This is a genomic window from Hyphomonas sp. J20-32, from assembly GCF_055808555.1.
Genome location: NZ_CM147873.1, coordinates 754848 through 771713, shown reverse-complemented (window position 1 = coordinate 771713; position 16866 = coordinate 754848). Strand labels below are relative to the sequence as shown.

The following is a 16866-nucleotide window of genomic DNA, read 5'->3' as shown; positions in this document are numbered from 1 at the left end:
GCGGCCGCGCGGTTATATGTCCGCAACAAGATCCTGTTTCCTGAGGCGCGGACGTGATGGCGAAGCCAGACGAATTTGATGTGATTGTAATTGGCGGCGGCCATGCTGGCTGTGAAGCAGCTGCGGCAGCGGCGCGCTATGGTGCGCGCACGGCGCTGGTCACGCACAAGCGTTCAACCATCGGCGAGATGAGTTGCAATCCGGCCATTGGAGGGCTCGGCAAGGGACACCTTGTGCGTGAGATTGATGCGCTGGATGGCCTGATGGGCCGAATGGCGGACAAGGCCGGTATCCAGTTCCGAATGCTCAACCGTTCGAAAGGGCCCGCCGTTTGGGGCCCGCGTGCGCAGATTGACCGGGCGCTTTACCGTGAAGCCATGCAGGCTGAACTGGCGGATTATCCAAACCTGACGATTGTGGAGGATGGTGCCGAGGACCTGATCCTGGAAAACGGGGTTCTGGCGGGTGTGACCGGTTTGACCGGACAGTCATACCGCGCAAGCAAGGTCGTCATCACGACCGGGACATTCCTGAAGGGCATGATCCATATAGGAGAGAAGCGAATCCCGGCCGGCCGCGCTGGAGAAGCACCGGCGATAGGGCTGTCGGACCGTCTCTACGCGCTCGGACTTCCGATGGGGCGTTTGAAGACGGGCACACCAGCGCGCCTGGACGGCAAGACGATTCACTGGGACCGGTTGGAAATGCAGGCGGCAGATGAGCGCCCAGTGCCATTCTCTTACCTGACTGACGAGATCCGCGTGCCACAGGTTGCCTGCGGCATCACATGGACGACGCCGGAAACGCACGCCATCATTGCCGAAAACATTGGACAATCAGCTGTGTATTCCGGCGCGATTGCCGGGCGCGGCCCGCGCTATTGTCCTTCGATTGAAGACAAGGTCGATCGGTTCGCGGATCGTGATCGTCACCAGATATTCCTCGAGCCGGAAGGACTGGAGGACGATACCGTCTATCCGAACGGCATTTCGACTTCGCTGCCAGAAGCCGTCCAGGACGCCTTTATCCGGACGATACCGGGGCTGGAAGATGTCGTGATCCGCCAGTATGCCTATGCAATCGAGTACGATTACGTCGATCCGCGTGCCCTGACCCAGTCACTGGAGGTTCGCGCATTGCCTGGACTTTATCTTGCCGGGCAGATCAACGGCACCACCGGATATGAAGAAGCCGGCGCACAAGGGCTCGTTGCGGGCATGAACGCAGCGCGCCGGGCGGATGGGCAGGAGGCGGTCACGTTTGACCGGGCTGAGGCCTATATCGGGGTCTTGATTGATGACCTTGTGACACGGGGCGTCACCGAACCGTATCGGATGTTCACGTCTCGCGCTGAATACCGCTTGGCGCTTCGCGCCGACAATGCGGACCAGCGTTTGACCCAAAAAGGCCTCGATTCGGGGATTGTGGGCCGGATTCGGGCCAAAGTGTTTCACGTGAAACAAGATGCATTAACCGGGGCCCGGGAAAGACTGCAATCTCTCACGCTGTCTCCGGCCAAGGCGGCCCAGGCGGGATGGGAGATCAATCAAGACGGTCGCGTACGATCAGCCTGGGAATATCTCGCCTATAAGGGAATAGGGTTCGCCGAACTGGCGACCGTCTGGCCAGGCCTCGCGAATGTTCCGGCAGAAATCGCAGCCCAATTAGAAATCGAAGCCCTGTATGCCGGATACCTTGAGCGCCAGGCCGCCGATGTCGCGGCGCTTCGCCGGGACGAAAGCCTCGCGCTTCCGGACGGACTCGACTATGCGGCGGTCGGCGGCCTGTCGAATGAAGTCCGTCAGAAGCTTGAAGCGATCCGTCCGGCAACCCTTGGACAGGCCGGGCGTATCGAGGGCGTGACGCCCGGCGCCCTGACAGCTTTGCTCAGCCACGTCAAACGCCGCGCAAAGGCGGTATGACCGATGAACAATGGGAATGACCGAGCGGTATTCCTTGCCGCCCACGATGTTTCACGTGAAACGCTCGAACGCCTCGATGCCGTCATCGCTACGCTCGATTTCTGGCGGCAAAAAAGCAATCTGATCGGGCCACGAGAATGGCCGCATATCTGGCAAAGGCATGTCTGGGATTGCCTCCAATTGCTGGATCACATTCCCGAAGACGCGCGCGTTGTGGATCTCGGTTCGGGGGCCGGTTTTCCCGGGTTGATCATCGCGGCGGCGCGCCCAAACGGGCATGTCACGATGATCGAGAGCGTCGGGAAAAAGGCAGCGTTCCTTCGCGCGGCGATACTGGCGGCTGGCCTTTCGGCCGACGTCGTCCAGGGACGAGTTGAATCAGCAGAGGCTGGACCTGCAGATATTGTGACAGCGCGGGCGTTTGCGCCATTGCCGCGCCTTCTCGATTATGCCGCGCCTTGGCTGAAAAAAGGTGCAATGGGGCTGTTCCTCAAGGGCGAACGCTGGGAAGAGGAATTGACGGAAGCCCGACAAAGGTGGAACTTCGCGTATGAGGCGATTCCGAGCCGGAGTGGCGGATCGGGTGTCGTATTGATTGTAAGGGAGTTGCGCGGTGGCGACGAAGCCTAGGATTTTTGCGGTGGTGAACCAGAAGGGCGGCGTCGGCAAGACGACGACCTCTATCAATCTGGGCACAGCGCTGGCGGCCGTTGGTCGTCGCGTTTTGATAGTCGATTTCGATGCGCAGGGTAATGCCTCGACGGGACTTGGTATTTCCCGGGCAGACCGGCTGCTGACAAGCTACGATCTTGTGGTGGACCGGGTTCCGATGGAAGAAACGGTCCTGTCGACCATCGTTCCGCGCCTGGACATCATTCCCGGCGATGAGAACCTGTCGGGCGTCGAGACCGAACTCGCGACTGACGCGCGGCGTTCGTACCGGCTGCGCGATGCCCTGATGACCTATGTAGACCGGGCCGAGCAGGGCGGGCTGGTAAAATACGATTATATCCTGATCGACTGCCCGCCATCCCTGTCGGCGCTGACGATGAATGCCATGACGGCAGCTGATGCGCTCCTGGTGCCGTTGCAGTGCGAGTTCCTGGCGCTTGAAGGCCTGTCGCAACTGATGCGCACTGTGGATGCGGTCCGGTCGGGTTTGAACCCAACGCTCGAGATCCAGGGCGTGGTACTGACCATGTACGACCGCCGCAACAACCTGTCGGACGAGGTCGCAGACCAGGTCCGGGCGCATTTCGGCAACAAGGTCTACAATACGGTCATCCCGCGAAATGTGCGCCTGTCTGAGGCGCCTTCATTCGGCAAGCCCGCGCTCCTGTATGATTATCGGTGTCCCGGCAGCGAGGCCTATATCCGTCTCGCATCGGAAGTCCTGCAGCGCGAGAAGGCGAGGGCGGCCTGAACGAGATGACGGAAGACGCAAAGAGCAAACCCTCACGCCTTGGCCGCGGCCTGTCTGCCCTGATGGGCGAGATTGATGCTGTTGGCGCTGTGCCGACGACAGAAGGCAAGAGCACGCCGGCGCCGGTCTCGAACGAGATCGACATCGAGCTGATCCGGCGCAATCCGGCCCAGCCGCGCCGCACGTTCGATGAGACTGCGCTACAGGAGCTAGCGGAATCGTTGAAGACCAAGGGGGTCCTCCAGGCAATCCTCGTCCGCCCGGACCCCAAGGACAGCGGCAAGTTCCAGATTATCGCAGGCGAGCGCCGGTGGCGGGCTGCCAAGATGGCCGGTTTGAAGTCCATTCCGGCACTGGTGCGCGAGATCGACGAGCTCGAACTGCTTGAGATCGGCATCATCGAAAACGTCCAGCGCGCAGACCTCAACCCGATCGAGGAAGCGGAAGCCTATGAAGCGCTGATGAAGCGTTTCGGGCGCACGCAGGACAGCCTGGCGCAGAGTGTCGGCAAGAGCCGGGTTCATATCGCGAACACGTTGAGGCTTCTGCAATTGCCGGAAAGCGCGCGTGCGTTTGTCCGGGAGGGCAAACTCAGTGCGGGTCACGCGCGTGCTGCGCTGGGTGCGCCCGATCCGGAGGCGCTGATTCGCATGGCGGCCGAAAAGGGCCTGAGCGTGCGGGATGTCGAGTCGCGTGCGAAGGATGCGCGCGAAGGCGGAACGAGCGAGACCAGGCCGGCTAAGTCGCCGGGGATGGAAAAAGACGTCGATACAGAAGCGCTCGAAGCGGACCTGACACGGACGCTCGGCCTTGCCGTCGACATCCGGCATGGCAAGGATGGCGGCGAGTTGCGCATCCGCTATCGCGACCTCGAACAGCTGGACGATGTGTGCCGGCGCCTGACGGCCAAGCGCTAGACCCGGGTCAGGCGACGTTGGCCGCCGCCTTGCCAAGCTCATTCATCAGTACACGAACAACAGGGTCGGCGCTTCCGGACCCGGACTTCGCCTGATGTTCTGCATCATAGATGCGCTCAAGAATGCGCAGCAGCCGCTTTTGTGGCCACTTGCCGAGACGCCCCCGAAAAGCCGGCCAGTCACTTTGCCAGACCGGCGGACGGAGCTTCATGCCCGGGGAGCCTTCTCCCGCAGCCATCCGCTTGTGTGCGTCCAGCATGCGTAGCGTCTCGCTCTGCAGTGCGCGCAGGATGGAGATGGCTGACGTTCCGGCGATCTCGAGGCGCTGCAAGGCGGTATTCGCGGCGATGAGATCACCGGCGAGCGTTGCCCGGATCGCGGCCGACAGGTCGTGATCGATGTCGGTCGCGGACAGGGCACGAATATCGGCGAGCATGACATCGCGTCCCAATCCACGCGCGTAGAGCGCCAGCTTGTCGATTTCAGAATTGGCGATGCCGCGGTGGCCGGGCAGGTCGCCGGTAAAGGCGTGAAGTGCGGCGGGCTCTATGGTTGCGCCGACATCCATGAGCGCTGCTTTCACGCGCTCCTCGATATCCCCGGCTTCGTCGGCAAACAGCTGAAGGCAGGCGGTTTTCTTGGCTGTACTGGCTGCGGCTCGCAGCTTGGATTTCGAGGCGAGGCTTCCTGCTTCGATGACCAGTTTTGCAGCGTAGCGTTGCTCGGTCTTGTCGCCTTCCGCTATGGCTTCCGAGAGAAGCGCTGCGATCTTGTCTCCATTGGTACGGACACGAATGACGCGCGGGTCGCCCAGCAGCGACACGGCTTCGAGATTGTCGAACAGGAGCGAAGGGTCTTTCCTGATCGCATCATCATCCAGAACCGACACTTCGAGTTCGCCAGCTTTCGGGGCCCAGGCCTTGATCAGACTGGCAGAGGCGTCGCTCGCCAGGCCATCATCCTCGCCGAACGCCAGAACCGCCCAGATCGCCGGGTCGGGTCGGCGGGAGAAGGTGACTGCCTGCTTGCCCTTTAGCAGCATCAGCCGGCTGAGAGCTGTAGTCGCAAATCGTCGACAATGCGTTTCGCGAGTTCACGCATGGTGCGGTCATAAGCGCTGGTTTGAGCCGCGATGTCGCCATAGGGCGCCGATGGGGGAACCGTGAAATCGGTTTGGGCGTCGACCACGCCCGAGACCGCCCCACTATCGCGCGCCAGCACATATCGCCCGGACGCAGTAATACTGGAGCGGGACGCCGCGCCGTCGGGCTTGAACGCAAGCCGCGTCAGGTTGTCCTTCAGGATCACGTTCAGCGTTGCAGGTTCGGTCACGCCCGGTAGTCCGATCGCGAGCTCTTCCTGCAGCGCACGCCTAAGCAAGTACCCGGACCGACCGCGAATGGGCTCGACAGTGATGGGACCACCTGCAGCGAGCGCGCTCGTACCTGGCGCATAGACGGGCTGGAAGCCACAGGCAGCCAGGGAAAACAGGAAGAGGGAGGCGACGAGCTGTTTCATGCGACCACGATATTCACGATGCGGCCGGGAACGACAATGGTTTTCTTGACCGACTTGCCGCTCAGGAAGGCGGCAATATCCGGTTCAGCAAAAGCAGCCGCCTCGACCTCATCCTTCGAAAGCGCTTTGGCCACAGTGATTTCACCACGGCGCTTGCCATTCACTTGAACAGCCATGGTCACGCTGTCATCGACCAGCAGGGCAGGGTCCGGCGCGGGCCAGGCCGCAGCAGAAACAAAGCCTGCGCCGCCGATACGCTCCCAGCAGGACTCAGCCAGGTGGGGCATGAACGGCGTCAGGCACCGGGCGAGCATGGAAGCCCCTTCGAACCGGGCACCGAGGATCGAGCCGGAATCCGCTTCGGCCTTCTTCAGCGCCGTGACCCATTCATGGATGCTGGCGACGGCGGAGTTGAAGCGGAACTCGTTAATTGCCTTGTCGATGGCTGCGACGGCCTTGTGCGACGCTTTGCGCAAGGCAACCGAGTTATCGTCTGCGCCCAATTCAGGGGCAGCGGTTTCCGGAAGCGCGTCGAAGACACTCCAGATGCGCTGCACGAAACGCGCGGCCCCTTCAGCGCCTGCCTGTGTCCACTCGACGTCCCGTTCGGGCGGCGAGTTAGACAGCACGAACCAGCGTGCAGTATCTGCGCCGAAGGCCTGAATGATCGCGTCGGGGTCGACCGTGTTCTTCTTCGACTTCGACATTTTCTCGATCGGGCCAACGCTTGCAGGCTTGCCGGTGGCTACCTCGATCCAGGCGCCTTCCTTGAGCTCTACTTCGGAAGGCTCCAGCCAGTCGCCATTTGCAGACTTGTATGTCTCATGCGTCACCATGCCTTGAGTGAACAGGCCCGCGAACGGCTCGCCGCTCGGCAGGTCCAGTTCCCCGACATCGCGCATCGCGCGGGCGAAGAACCGGGCATAGAGCAAGTGCAGGACGGCATGCTCGACGCCGCCGACATATTGGTCGACGGGCAGCCAATAGGCGCGCTCGGCCTTGTCGTCGGGGCTGGCAAACCGGGCATAATACCAGGAACTATCGACAAACGTGTCGAGCGTATCGGTTTCGCGGCGAGCCTTTCCGCCACACGTCGGACAGGCGGTGTCCTTCCATGTCGGGTGGCGTTCCAGCGGATTGCCGGGCTTGTCGAAAGTCACGTCATCCGGCAGCCGCAAGGGCAGGTCGGACGCTGGCACGGGGACGATCCCGCAGGCGTCGCAGTGCACAACCGGAATGGGGCAGCCCCAATATCGCTGGCGTGAAACGCCCCAGTCGCGCAGGCGATAGTTCACCTTGCCTTCGCCGAGCCCTTGGGATTCGATCTTCGAAGTGGCCGTCCGCTTGGCGTCGTTGATGGTCATGCCATCGAGGAAGCCGGAATGGAAAATCGTGCCAGGCCCGGTATAGGCATCGTCCTCAACATCAAATGTTGCCGGGTCGGCATCAGGCGGCAGGACAACCGGCGTGACGGGCAGGCCATATTTGCGCGCAAATTCGATGTCGCGCTGGTCGTGCGCAGGGCAGCCGAATATGGCGCCGGTGCCGTATCCCATCAGTACGAAATTGGCGACCCAGACGGGCAGGGTGCGGCCCGGTTCGAACGGATGCTGGACGGTGAGGCCGGTATCGAAGCCAAGCTTCGGCGCTTTCTCGATGGCTTCCTCGCTGGTGCCCATAGAGGCGCATTCGGCGCGGAAATCCGTGAGCGCTTTATTGTCCTGCGCCAGCTGCACCGTCAGCGGATGGTCGGGCGACAGGGCGATAAAGCTCGCTCCGAACAGCGTGTCGGGGCGGGTGGTGAAAATCTCCACACCGCGCTCGAAACCATCAGGCTTTTCGCCAGAGAATTCGAACCGCATCTGCAGGCCTTCGGACCGGCCGATCCAGTTGGCCTGCATGGTGCGGACTTTTTCCGGCCAGCGCTCCAGCTTCTGGACCTGGTCCAGCAAGTCGTCGGCATAATGCGTGATGCGGAAGAACCACTGGGTCAGCTCGCGCTGTTCGACGATGGCGCCTGAGCGCCACCCCCGGCCATCGACAACCTGCTCATTGGCCAGAACGGTGTTGTCGACCGGGTCCCAGTTGACCTTGCTGGCCTTGCGATAAACGAGGCCCTTTTCCAGCATCTTGAGGAACAGGCCCTGTTGGGCGCCGTAATATTCCGGGTCGCATGTGGCAAATTCGCGGCTCCAGTCGAGAGACAGGCCGAGCTTTTTCAGCTGCGTCCGCATGGCGGCGATGTTTTCGTAGGTCCACTTTCCCGGATGAACGCCGCGCTGCAGTGCTGCATTCTCGGCAGGCATGCCGAATGCGTCCCAGCCCATCGGGTGGAGGACATTGTATCCGTTGGCGCGGCGATGGCGGGCAACAACATCGCCCATGGCATAGTTGCGCACATGGCCCATATGCACCCGGCCAGACGGATAGGGGAACATTTCGAGGATGTACGCCTTGGGCGCGTCGCCCGCCTCGGCTGGCGATTTCGCCTTGAACAGGTCTGCTGCGTCCCACTTGGCACGCCATCTGGTTTCCGCGGCCTGCGGATCGTAACGGGTGGCCATGTCCCGCTCCTTTAAAGAGGTCTGGTGCTTGGCTTTCTAGCCGATTTGTGACGCCTTGAGCGTGCGGGCACGTTGAAGGATCTTGTTTTCAAGCTGGATTCCGGTCTCTGGATCGACGCTCGCATCAGTCCAAGTCCCGTCCTGATTGGTCTGGCGGAAGACCGCCACTTTGACGCCGTCGGCGCGAAGACGGGTGTCGAGAATGTAGACGGTTGCCTTGATGCGCTCATCTGGCGAATCCGGGAACGACTTCCAGTCATAGACGACGAGACCGCCGACAGGATCGGCGCTCTGGACCGGCATGTTCTCGAACGTATCCAGCGCGGCACGCCACAGGTAGGGATTGACCGTACCGATATTCTTCTGCGTGATCTGGCTCTCGTTCTTCTTGCTGTTGCCCGATTGGCAGCCGGAAACGATCAGCAAGCCCGCCAGGGCAGCGGTGATTATGTGTTTGACCATGAAGATTGTTCCTGAGTGCAAGACCTTGTTGACGAGGGTTTGTATAACAAGGGGAGTCCGGGCTCGCCAGTGCTGATATGCCTAACAGAGCGGATGGTGTTTGCAGGAGAGAGACAATGTGGAAACCGCTGACACCGCTGACACTGCTGGCAATACTGGGCGCGATGACCGGCCATGCGCAGGCGCAGGACGAGTGGGACGTCTGGGAGACCAAAAGCGAAGCCGAAGCTGCGGTCGCTGGCTCGACGGCAGGCGCAGCGCCAGTGACCTATCTGGGCGCGTTCGGCCTGTCCACCAACCGGGTGCTGGATAGCGGCCTGGAGATTGGCGCTGTCGGGCGGTTTGAAGTGCAGCGCGACCACCCGGGCCGGGCCGGATTCACGGGGGTTCCCGGTGGTGGTGCCGGGGGAGCGCCAGATGTATGGCAAGGCGGCTTCAGCGGGCTGGCGACAGGCGCGGCGGGCGAGCATATCGGTGCGCGCGGGCAGTTGGAGCTCGCCTATGTGTATGCCGAAGGCGGTTATGGCGAGGTGCGGCTGGGCCGGGACAAGGGCGTCGCAGCGCGTTTCCATGAAGGCGCGCCGAGCGTGTTCGTGAAGGCGTCGACGGCCAATCCCGTTCTGGATCCGACCGGGCAGGCCTATGTGCGAACGGACCATGACCTGACCGGACCGGCACTGAAGATCAGCTATGCCAGCCCGCGAATCCTGGGCGTGAGGGCAGGCGTGTCCTACACGCCGACAGCGGATGTGCGGGGCCTCGACCGCGACCCGGCACGGCAGGTGGCTGGCAATCCGCAGCTCAGTGTCGATTCCGCAGCCGAAATGGCCGTCAATGTTTCGCGCAGGCTGCGCGAAAGCGGCGTGAGGCTGCAGGCCGCGCTCGCCTATAGCCGCGCCGATGTGAGTTCAGTGATCAGGCCCGATAATTACGGGACGGTCGAGACCTGGTCTGCCGGTGTGTCCGCCGAATTCGAAACAGTGACGATCGGTGCGAGCGTTCTGGGAAGCAATAATGGCGTCGAAAACGGCCCGGGCGACTATTCAGCATGGACGATCGGCGCGACGAAACGGGCCTATTCGCTCGATTTCGGGCTGGACTATGGCGAAGCCCGCGATGATGCGACGGGTCTGGAAAGCGAATCATGGAGTATCGGCGCAGCCAGGGATGTGGCCGAAGGCTTGCGGATTGGCGGGGGTTACCGCAGCCAGACACTGCGTGAAAGGCGAGTTGGCCCGTTGCCAGTGCCTCCAAATCGGGATTCTTCCGACGGTGTTGTGTTAGAAATCACACTATCGCTTTAATTTGGCCCCCTGTCAGAATGTTAATCTTCTCTTAACCGGGCGGGATGACTATTCTTGTGCGGGAAGGTGTAGGAAATGAAACCGGGCTTGATTCTCTCGATCACACTGATTTCAGCCATGCTGGCTTTGCCGGCGATGGCCGATCCGGTCGTGCCCGGTGATGTGCTCAAGGTCCAGGCGCCCTCCCTGTCGGAAAGCAAGGCGGCCGAGGCAGACTGGTATCGCCAGTTTGCCCAGCCCAAGCCGGCAGACACCAAGCCTGTCTGGCAGCCTGAGCCGACGGACGACTTTTCCGTCCAGTTTGGTGGAAATGCGCGCTGGCAGCTGAATCTCGACATGCTGACCCGGCCGAACTCGTCTCCGCTACCGCGCGAACAGATGCAGGCTGGTGCCACATTCCGCGTGACGCCGCGATTCTCGGTCGGCGGTGAAGTCAGCGTCGGCGCCGAACGCCTGAACGATACATCCCAGTGGGAAGACAGCCAGCTTGAGACCGGCATCCGGCTCAAGTCTGCATTCAAGTTCTGATTTTCTGGTCGTCAGTCCGTTTGAGACAGGCTGCCCACTGATGCCAAACCTGAAAACCCGGAAACCCGCTTGGCATTTTCTGCTGTAACCCCGCCAAGGGCAAAGACGGGGCAAGAGGCGGACTGCGCTATCTGCCGGAGTTTCAGCGGTCCGATGGGACGCCCGGCGGTCGGACTGGCGGACGCGAAAACCGCCGAAAGCAGCGCTGCATCAACCGGATATTTCGTGATCGCGCGAAGCTCTGCAGGTGAATGGGCGCTGGCAGTCATCAGCGCGAATGCGCCGCGCCATTTCCGGGAGGCGCCAAGCCGGGCATTCGGCCAGTGAACGCCCGGAGCGCCAACAGCCATCGCAAGAACCGGATCGGCAGAGATAAGCAGGCGCAGCTTGCGCGCCCGGCAGACGTGAGCAAGCTCTGTCGCAATCCTTTCGGCATCCGGTGCACCGAAATGGCGATAGATGACGCCCCAGCCGGGCGGCAGCGAGTGAGCTATCTTGACCGGATCGGGCGTGCGTGCGGGATCTGTCAGGAACAGGACCGGCGGAATGCCTTGCGGTAGGTGCGCCGAAGCCGCGCGGGCGGCGGCCAGAAGCTTGCGCTTTGGCGAGGATTGGCGTTTCAACGTCATCAGCATGACTGATACGGTTTCCATTCCCCTTGCCAAGCGGCGCGACGAAATTCTGGCAGAGCTGGCGCAGGCCGCGAGCCCGCCGCCCAGCCTTGTTGCCGTGACGAAAACCCAGCCTGATGAAAAGATCGACGCGATGCTGGCGGCGGGCCAGCGCGTGTTCGGTGAGAACCGGGTGCAGGAGGCGCAGGCGCATTGGGCCGAGCGGCGCGGCCAGTACCCTGAACTGGAACTGCGCCTGATCGGACCGCTGCAGACCAACAAGGCGGAGGATGCGGTGGCCCTGTTCGACGTGATCGAGACTCTCGACCGGGACAAGCTGGCGCGGGCGCTGGCCAAGGCGATGGCGGCAACGGGCCGGCGGCCCGCCGTGTTCATTCAGGTTAATACGGGCGAGGAGCCGCAAAAGGCGGGCGTCACGCCGGATGGGCTGGCAGACCTCCTGAGGGTGGCGGTCGGGGAATGCGGCCTCGATGTGCGGGGCCTGATGTGCATACCGCCGGTCGATGAGCCGGCCGGGCCGCATTTTGCGCTGCTGGCGAAGCTCGCCCGGCGGCACGGCCTGACAGGCCTGTCCATGGGCATGAGCGGCGACTACAAGCTCGCCGCGAGTTTCGGCGCGACGCATGTGCGGGTCGGGACGGCCTTGTTCGGGGCGCGCTAGAGCACAATTTCGATGCGTGAGTCCGGCGTCAGGAAGCGCAGCACCGTGCGCAGGTCCGGCTCGGCGAGGGCAACGCAGCCTTCGGTCGGCTTGTAGTCTTCGCGGGCGAGATGCAGGAAAATCGCGCTGCCGCTGCCCGGAACGACCGGGTCGTCATTGTACCCGAGCTCCACGACGAGGTTGTACACATGGTCGGCGCGCCAGAGTTTTTCGGCCGAGGCCGGGTAGGGCAGGGCGACCGGGCGGTTGTAGAGCGGGTCGCCCGGTGCGTCGCACCAGCCGTCATCGGGGCGCAGCGGGACTTTCGGCAGGCGCGTTTCTGGCGGCTGGGTCCGGTCCGGCCGGTAGAACAGGCGCCGGGTTTCCCAGATTCCGATCGGCGAGGCGCCGTCACCTTCGCGTTTGAGGTCGGCGCCGATCACGCCGCCCTTGCCGACGGCGCAGCGGCAGGCGAAATCCATGCCGAAGAAGCTGCCGTCTGCGCGGGCTATGAAGTGGCTGTTCACGCGCATCTCCCTGTGTTGTGATCGCCTGTCGGCCACATTCTTATGACATCTGTTGCTGTCTTGGATATGTGCAAGGCGAAATTGGACGGAATGGAGCGGAAAATGTCTGCAAAGAAGACAATCCTGCTGGTGGATGACGATAATGACCTGCGCGAAGCGCTGGCCGAGCAGTTCGAGCTGCATGACGGGTTCGAGACATTGCAGGCGGAAAATGCCCGCGATGGCGTCGCGACGGCCGTGGCCGAGCGGATCGACCTGATCCTGCTGGATGTCGAAATGCCGGACCTGGATGGCCGCGAGGCCTGCAAGCTGATGCGGCAGAAAGGCGTGCGCGCGCCGATCATCATGCTGACCGGGCAGGATGGCGATGCCGACACGATCCTCGGGCTCGATTCCGGGGCGAATGACTATGTCACCAAGCCGTTCAAGTTCTCGGTCCTGCTGGCGCGGGTGCGGGCGCATTTGCGCAGCTTTGAACAGTCCGAGGACGCGACGTTCCAGGTCGGCCCGTATGATTTCCGTCCGTCGATGAAGCTTCTGGTGACAGCCGAGGGCCGCAAGGTGCGCCTGACGGAGAAGGAAACCAATATCCTGAAATACCTCTACCGCGCGGGCGGCAAGCCGGTGGCGCGCGAGGAACTCCTCTCGGAAGTCTGGGGCTACAATGCCGCCGTGACAACGCACACGCTGGAAACCCATATCTACCGCCTGCGGCAGAAGGTTGAGCCGGACCCGTCACATGCGCGCCTCTTGCTAACCGATGCGGGGGGCTACCGGCTGCAGCCTTAGGGCATGCTTTTCAAGCGCTCAGCATGAGCCGCCAATAACATCATTCCACCATCCCCGCAGGCCCCTGCGCAGGCAGGGGTCCATGGACTGGCATTTCCCCCGGCCCCTGCGGCGCCCTTCGTCCATGGATACCTGCTTTCGCAGGTATCATCGGGGGGAGAGATGCGGGTGTACCCGGAAACACCTCCCGGTGCCCGGCATGCCTGTCTGACAAGCCTGTCGGACTCAGCTTGAATTGTCCCATTTTTCGAGGGCCGCATTGAGCAGGACCGGCAGGGCCGAGGTGATCGCGCCGAGTTCGGGGCGGAGGCGGTACGCGCTGGCCATGGGCATTGCGACCGGTTTGGGGTCGCCGCGCTTTTGCTGGCGGGCGAGGCTGCGTGCGAGGCGCTTGGTATAGAGGTCCGGCGCTTCCAGCACTTTGTAGAGGGCGCTGACACGGGCGAGGAAGGGCGCGGCGGGGACCGGGCCGGAGGCACGAAAGCTCTCCGGAAACAGCACGGAGGCTTCGGGGTCGACCTCGGGCTGCACCCGGCCCGACAGGGCGAAACGGTACGGGGCCGGGAAGGTGACGAGCTCGGTGCCCTCGGGGAGCGTCGTGGGGGTGGCAGGGGTGAGGCACGTCCGCGGTCGGACCGGGGCAAGGGTGAGGGCCAGCGCCATCAGGGTGAGCAACCGCCGCACGATGATTTCGAGCTGTTTCAGCCGCCCGGAGGCCCGTCGCTTCAGGCTGCGTTTCAGCGTCAACGGACGCAGGTGCGCATTGGTCATGTTGATCACCGCCCACAGCGCGAGGCGGGCCTGTTCGAGGCCGTGATGGATCAAGTCGGACGGATGGCTCATGTGGCGCAGTATAACGCGAGCGGCGTATGGGTTGGATAAGGGGGTGGAGAGCGGGGGCATCTTGTTTGCCGAAGATACCTGCGAAGGCAGGTATCCATGGACAGGGCTTTCCCATCGCACCTTGGAGCGCCGCCAGTCCATGGACCCCTGCCTTCGTAGGGGTCATCGGGGGGGAGGACTGGGTGTGCGATTGGGAAACGGGAGGAGCGGGACGTGTCATGTCGCCATAAATCGTTCGCAATCTGGTGATCAATCTAGAGGGGAGGGGCGTGCCGTCGCTCAGGTCCCGTTGTGAAGGAGAAATGCCATTGTTTCGATTGTTGGTGATTGCCTTCGTCATGACGTCATCAGCGCTGGCTGCCTACGCAGACAATTGGCGGGATGGCAGCGCGATCCTCACCTGCGACCCGCATGAGGGTCATTTCGAACTTCTCTCACAACAGAATTATTTCCAGAATTTTGAAAAGGAAGAGGGCGAGGTGATCGGACAGAATGTCTACTTTCCTAGTCAGCTCGAGGAAGAGCCGTTTGTCTGTAAACTGCCGGACGCTGAAGTCATCGTAGAAGGGCGAAATCGAATTTCCGGGAGAGGACCGTGCGGTGCGAGAGCGGGCGCACAGGTTCGCGTGACGATCAACGGCAAGTCTGTGGCATATGCATTCAAAGCCGCCAACACATCGACCAACTCAACCTCACTCCTGCAAGACGGGTGGATCGAACTGTCAAACTGTTTCGAGCGCATGCATTCGGTGGGTGTTCTTAGCCGGAGCAATCGCATGAGGGTGGAACTTTGCCGCGTGGAAGATTTTCACACGGAGGGGTCGCAGGACCTGATCCCTGTATCGGGTGCATGCAAGGTGTGGACTAACAAGGATACGCTATTTCGAGCGGAATGATCAAATTTACACACTCACCTTCACGCTGATCGGGGCGTGGTCGGAGGGTTTCCAGCCGCCGCGCCAAGGGAGGTGGACGCGGTAGGAATCGAGTTTGGTGTTCGCGAGGGCGTCGGGATTGGCCCAGATATGGTCGAGGCGGCGGCCCTTGTTCGAGGCGGCCCAGTCCTTGGCGCGATAGCTCCACCAGGAATACAGCTTCTGCTCGTCCGGCACCGCCATGCGGGCAATGTCGGCGAAGCCGGCTGTCTTGCGGGAATCTTCCAGCAATTCGGTTTCTTCCGGCGTGTGCGAGACGATCTTCAGGAGCTGCTTGTGCGACCAGACATCGTTCTCGTGCGGGGCGACATTGAGGTCGCCGACAAGGATGCGGGACGCCTTGGGCAGTTTCTTGTAGCCCTTGCCCAGCTTTGCGAGGAAATCGAGCTTGTGGGCGAACTTGTCATTGGCGACAGGGTCGGGCACATCGCCGCCGGCGGGCAGGTAGATATTGTGGATTTCGAGCCCGTTCAAGCGCGCAGCGATGGCCCGGGCATGGCCTTCGCGGCAAAGGTCCGGCACGTCGACGCGTTCCAGCGGCAGGCGCGAGGCGATGGCGACACCGTGATGACCGCCCTTCTGGCCGTTGAGAACAAGGTGCTTGAGGCCCATTTCGCGGAACTGCTTTTCCGGGAATTCGCCGTCCTGGCACTTGGTTTCCTGCAGGCAGATGACGTCCGGCGCCTCGGCGGCGACAAAGTCGGCGACGTTCGGCGCGCGCAGGCGCACGGAGTTGATATTCCAGCTGACGATCTTGAGTGGTTTGGCCATTCGGTCTGCCTAGCACTGATCCCCGAAACGTCAACGCGCCCGAACGCGGGGGAGTTCGGGCGCGCCTGACGCGAGATTTTACGTCTCGCCGGCAAGGGAGTTCCGGCGGCGATGGAGCGGGTGTTCACAGCGGGGGGTCAAGTGCTGCGCGGGGTATTCCGCTTCATCGACAGTTGCAAAGATGTCACGCGACGCAAAATTATCAAGTAAATTTTATGTTAAATGGTTGCGTTTTTCAGAATCGAAAAGTGCCGCGGCGCGCGTTCTGGTGCAAGTATTCCGAAGCGCGCCGCAGACGCCTTATTCATCGTCGAAGTCTTTCAGGATGAAGAGGCGCGGATTGAGCTTCTGGCCATACTCGACGCCGATGAGCTGGACGGAGGTGATGTTGCCGCCACTGTCTTCCGTGCGCCAGCCGATGAGTTCCTTGGTCAGGTCCGACAGGATCAACGAGAGCGTGCCGTCCATTTCGCCGGAACGGTCCTGGAGGGTCACGCCGATGCGTCCGTCCCTGCGGACAACCTCAAGCACCTGGGCTTCGGTCTCGAAGTCGAGACTGTCGTCGAGCAGGAGCGAGAGCGGCGTCGAGCCGAGCGGGACGCGGTCTGTTGTTTCCAGCTCGCTGTCCTGCAGCGCAACGGTTGCGCCATTGCTGACGATAAGGAGCGGCGTCGGGTCGTCATAATCGAAGCGGACCTTGCCCGGGCGCGACAGGGCGAAACGGCCGGTCGAGACGGAATAGTCGGGCGCAACCTGTTCGAACTGGCCGCTTGCGGTCTTCACGTCGGACATGGCCTTGGAGACATCCCTGAGGATGGCGCTTCGTTCGGCAGCCGTCATGGCCGTCTGGGCGGCGGGTGCGGTGACGGCCGGCACGGACGGGGCGGCGCCCTGAAGGGACACGGCCAGCGGCGCGGTGGCGAGGGCGGTGATCGCCCCAAGGGTCGTCAGCAAGTTCATCATAGCGTGGGCCTCCTTTGACCATGAGCTTCAATCTAGTGGCCTGAACCTCACCTAAACAGGGCCAGATCAAGGTATTTCCGCCGCTATTCGTTGGCCTGTATTCAGCTTGGCGCGCCACGAGACGCCAA

Annotated in this window: 18 protein-coding genes; 9 read left to right on the top strand and 9 right to left on the bottom strand. The window is 62.2% G+C overall.

What is annotated here, in order from left to right; genetic code table 11:
- Positions 1–56: 56 nt before the first annotated feature.
- From mnmG to AC0L7I_RS03670, 4 genes are read left to right on the top strand one after another with little or no spacing between them, the layout of a single operon-like run.
- The gene (gene mnmG, locus AC0L7I_RS03685; protein ID WP_473398187.1) at positions 57–1922 is read left to right on the top strand and encodes a tRNA uridine-5-carboxymethylaminomethyl(34) synthesis enzyme MnmG; all 1866 of its coding nucleotides are present in this window, start codon (positions 57–59) and stop codon (positions 1920–1922) included.
- A gap of 3 nt (positions 1923–1925) precedes the next feature.
- Positions 1926–2552, top strand: coding sequence for a 16S rRNA (guanine(527)-N(7))-methyltransferase RsmG (gene rsmG / locus AC0L7I_RS03680; RefSeq protein ID WP_473398186.1), 627 nt, complete (start codon positions 1926–1928; stop codon positions 2550–2552).
- Positions 2536–3345, top strand: a complete 810-nt coding sequence (locus AC0L7I_RS03675) for a ParA family protein (RefSeq protein WP_473398185.1) — start codon at positions 2536–2538, stop codon at positions 3343–3345. The genes rsmG and AC0L7I_RS03675 overlap by 17 nt, the downstream gene beginning before the upstream one ends.
- 5 nt (positions 3346–3350) lie before the next feature.
- Positions 3351–4262 carry a ParB/RepB/Spo0J family partition protein gene (locus AC0L7I_RS03670; protein WP_473398184.1) on the top strand — a complete coding sequence of 304 codons (912 nt, stop codon included), beginning with the start codon at positions 3351–3353 and terminating at the stop codon, positions 4260–4262.
- A gap of 7 nt (positions 4263–4269) precedes the next feature.
- Here the strand turns inward: AC0L7I_RS03670 and holA are convergent, their stop codons facing one another.
- The 4 genes from holA to AC0L7I_RS03650 are packed head-to-tail and all read right to left on the bottom strand — an operon-like array spanning position 4270 to position 8806.
- Positions 4270–5304, bottom strand: a complete 1035-nt coding sequence (gene holA / locus AC0L7I_RS03665; RefSeq protein ID WP_473398183.1) for a DNA polymerase III subunit delta — start codon at positions 5302–5304, stop codon at positions 4270–4272.
- A complete protein-coding gene (gene lptE, locus AC0L7I_RS03660) occupies positions 5304–5780 on the bottom strand; it encodes an LPS assembly lipoprotein LptE (RefSeq protein WP_473398182.1) in 477 nt (158 codons plus the stop codon). Before lptE ends, holA begins: the two co-directional genes overlap by 1 nt.
- On the bottom strand, positions 5777–8344 hold the full coding sequence (gene leuS, locus AC0L7I_RS03655) for a leucine--tRNA ligase (protein WP_473398181.1): 2568 nt from the start codon (positions 8342–8344) through the stop codon (positions 5777–5779). The genes lptE and leuS overlap by 4 nt, the downstream gene beginning before the upstream one ends.
- A 36-nt stretch (positions 8345–8380) precedes the next feature.
- Positions 8381–8806 (bottom strand): DUF3576 domain-containing protein, encoded by a 426-nt coding sequence (locus tag AC0L7I_RS03650; RefSeq protein ID WP_473398180.1) that lies wholly within the window; start codon positions 8804–8806, stop codon positions 8381–8383.
- A 116-nt stretch (positions 8807–8922) separates the two neighbouring features.
- Here AC0L7I_RS03650 and AC0L7I_RS03645 point away from each other — a divergent pair, with 116 nt between their 5' ends.
- Complete coding sequence (locus tag AC0L7I_RS03645) at positions 8923–10110, top strand: porin (RefSeq protein ID WP_473398179.1); 1188 nt, start codon at positions 8923–8925, stop codon at positions 10108–10110.
- A 75-nt stretch (positions 10111–10185) separates the two neighbouring features.
- Positions 10186–10638 carry an NtrZ family periplasmic regulatory protein gene (locus AC0L7I_RS03640; protein ID WP_473398178.1) on the top strand — a complete coding sequence of 151 codons (453 nt, stop codon included), beginning with the start codon at positions 10186–10188 and terminating at the stop codon, positions 10636–10638.
- Between the two features lie 11 nt (positions 10639–10649).
- Here AC0L7I_RS03640 and AC0L7I_RS03635 read toward each other — a convergent pair whose 3' ends face one another.
- Positions 10650–11291: a thiamine phosphate synthase gene (locus AC0L7I_RS03635; protein WP_473398177.1), complete on the bottom strand. Its 642-nt coding sequence runs from the start codon at positions 11289–11291 to the stop codon at positions 10650–10652.
- On the opposite strand from AC0L7I_RS03635, the gene AC0L7I_RS03630 reads away from it, so the two are divergent.
- Positions 11272–11931, top strand: a complete 660-nt coding sequence (locus AC0L7I_RS03630; protein WP_473398176.1) for a YggS family pyridoxal phosphate-dependent enzyme — start codon at positions 11272–11274, stop codon at positions 11929–11931. The two genes, AC0L7I_RS03635 and AC0L7I_RS03630, sit on opposite strands and share 20 nt — an antisense overlap.
- On the opposite strand, the gene AC0L7I_RS03625 is transcribed toward AC0L7I_RS03630, so the two are convergent.
- Complete coding sequence (locus AC0L7I_RS03625) at positions 11928–12443, bottom strand: L,D-transpeptidase family protein (protein ID WP_473398175.1); 516 nt, start codon at positions 12441–12443, stop codon at positions 11928–11930. The two genes, AC0L7I_RS03630 and AC0L7I_RS03625, sit on opposite strands and share 4 nt — an antisense overlap.
- A gap of 96 nt (positions 12444–12539) precedes the next feature.
- Here AC0L7I_RS03625 and AC0L7I_RS03620 point away from each other — a divergent pair, with 96 nt between their 5' ends.
- The gene (locus AC0L7I_RS03620; RefSeq protein ID WP_473398174.1) at positions 12540–13226 is read left to right on the top strand and encodes a response regulator transcription factor; all 687 of its coding nucleotides are present in this window, start codon (positions 12540–12542) and stop codon (positions 13224–13226) included.
- Positions 13227–13451: 225 nt separating this feature from the next.
- Here AC0L7I_RS03620 and AC0L7I_RS03615 read toward each other — a convergent pair whose 3' ends face one another.
- The gene (locus AC0L7I_RS03615) at positions 13452–14069 is read right to left on the bottom strand and encodes a hypothetical protein (protein ID WP_473398173.1); all 618 of its coding nucleotides are present in this window, start codon (positions 14067–14069) and stop codon (positions 13452–13454) included.
- A gap of 308 nt (positions 14070–14377) precedes the next feature.
- Here AC0L7I_RS03615 and AC0L7I_RS03610 point away from each other — a divergent pair, with 308 nt between their 5' ends.
- A complete protein-coding gene (locus tag AC0L7I_RS03610; protein WP_473398172.1) occupies positions 14378–14965 on the top strand; it encodes a hypothetical protein in 588 nt (195 codons plus the stop codon).
- Between the two features lie 6 nt (positions 14966–14971).
- Here AC0L7I_RS03610 and AC0L7I_RS03605 read toward each other — a convergent pair whose 3' ends face one another.
- Together AC0L7I_RS03605 and AC0L7I_RS03600 are read right to left on the bottom strand one after the other, a co-directional pair.
- Positions 14972–15775: an exodeoxyribonuclease III gene (locus tag AC0L7I_RS03605; RefSeq protein WP_473398171.1), complete on the bottom strand. Its 804-nt coding sequence runs from the start codon at positions 15773–15775 to the stop codon at positions 14972–14974.
- A gap of 300 nt (positions 15776–16075) precedes the next feature.
- A complete protein-coding gene (locus AC0L7I_RS03600; RefSeq protein WP_473398170.1) occupies positions 16076–16738 on the bottom strand; it encodes a LolA family protein in 663 nt (220 codons plus the stop codon).
- Positions 16739–16866: the final 128 nt, after the last annotated feature.

Coding starts and splice junctions, on each gene's coding strand:
- AC0L7I_RS03640 (WP_473398178.1), top strand. CDS start 10,186: ATGAAACCGGGCTTGATTCTCTCGATCACACTGATTTCAGCCATGCTG.
- AC0L7I_RS03645 (WP_473398179.1), top strand. CDS start 8,923: ATGTGGAAACCGCTGACACCGCTGACACTGCTGGCAATACTGGGCGCG.
- AC0L7I_RS03625 (WP_473398175.1), bottom strand. CDS start 12,443: ATGCGCGTGAACAGCCACTTCATAGCCCGCGCAGACGGCAGCTTCTTC.
- leuS (WP_473398181.1), bottom strand. CDS start 8,344: ATGGCCACCCGTTACGATCCGCAGGCCGCGGAAACCAGATGGCGTGCC.
- AC0L7I_RS03600 (WP_473398170.1), bottom strand. CDS start 16,738: ATGATGAACTTGCTGACGACCCTTGGGGCGATCACCGCCCTCGCCACC.
- AC0L7I_RS03650 (WP_473398180.1), bottom strand. CDS start 8,806: ATGGTCAAACACATAATCACCGCTGCCCTGGCGGGCTTGCTGATCGTT.
- lptE (WP_473398182.1), bottom strand. CDS start 5,780: ATGAAACAGCTCGTCGCCTCCCTCTTCCTGTTTTCCCTGGCTGCCTGT.
- rsmG (WP_473398186.1), top strand. CDS start 1,926: ATGAACAATGGGAATGACCGAGCGGTATTCCTTGCCGCCCACGATGTT.
- AC0L7I_RS03615 (WP_473398173.1), bottom strand. CDS start 14,069: ATGAGCCATCCGTCCGACTTGATCCATCACGGCCTCGAACAGGCCCGC.
- AC0L7I_RS03670 (WP_473398184.1), top strand. CDS start 3,351: ATGACGGAAGACGCAAAGAGCAAACCCTCACGCCTTGGCCGCGGCCTG.
- AC0L7I_RS03620 (WP_473398174.1), top strand. CDS start 12,540: ATGTCTGCAAAGAAGACAATCCTGCTGGTGGATGACGATAATGACCTG.
- holA (WP_473398183.1), bottom strand. CDS start 5,304: ATGCTGCTAAAGGGCAAGCAGGCAGTCACCTTCTCCCGCCGACCCGAC.
- mnmG (WP_473398187.1), top strand. CDS start 57: ATGGCGAAGCCAGACGAATTTGATGTGATTGTAATTGGCGGCGGCCAT.
- AC0L7I_RS03630 (WP_473398176.1), top strand. CDS start 11,272: ATGACTGATACGGTTTCCATTCCCCTTGCCAAGCGGCGCGACGAAATT.
- AC0L7I_RS03605 (WP_473398171.1), bottom strand. CDS start 15,775: ATGGCCAAACCACTCAAGATCGTCAGCTGGAATATCAACTCCGTGCGC.
- AC0L7I_RS03635 (WP_473398177.1), bottom strand. CDS start 11,291: ATGGAAACCGTATCAGTCATGCTGATGACGTTGAAACGCCAATCCTCG.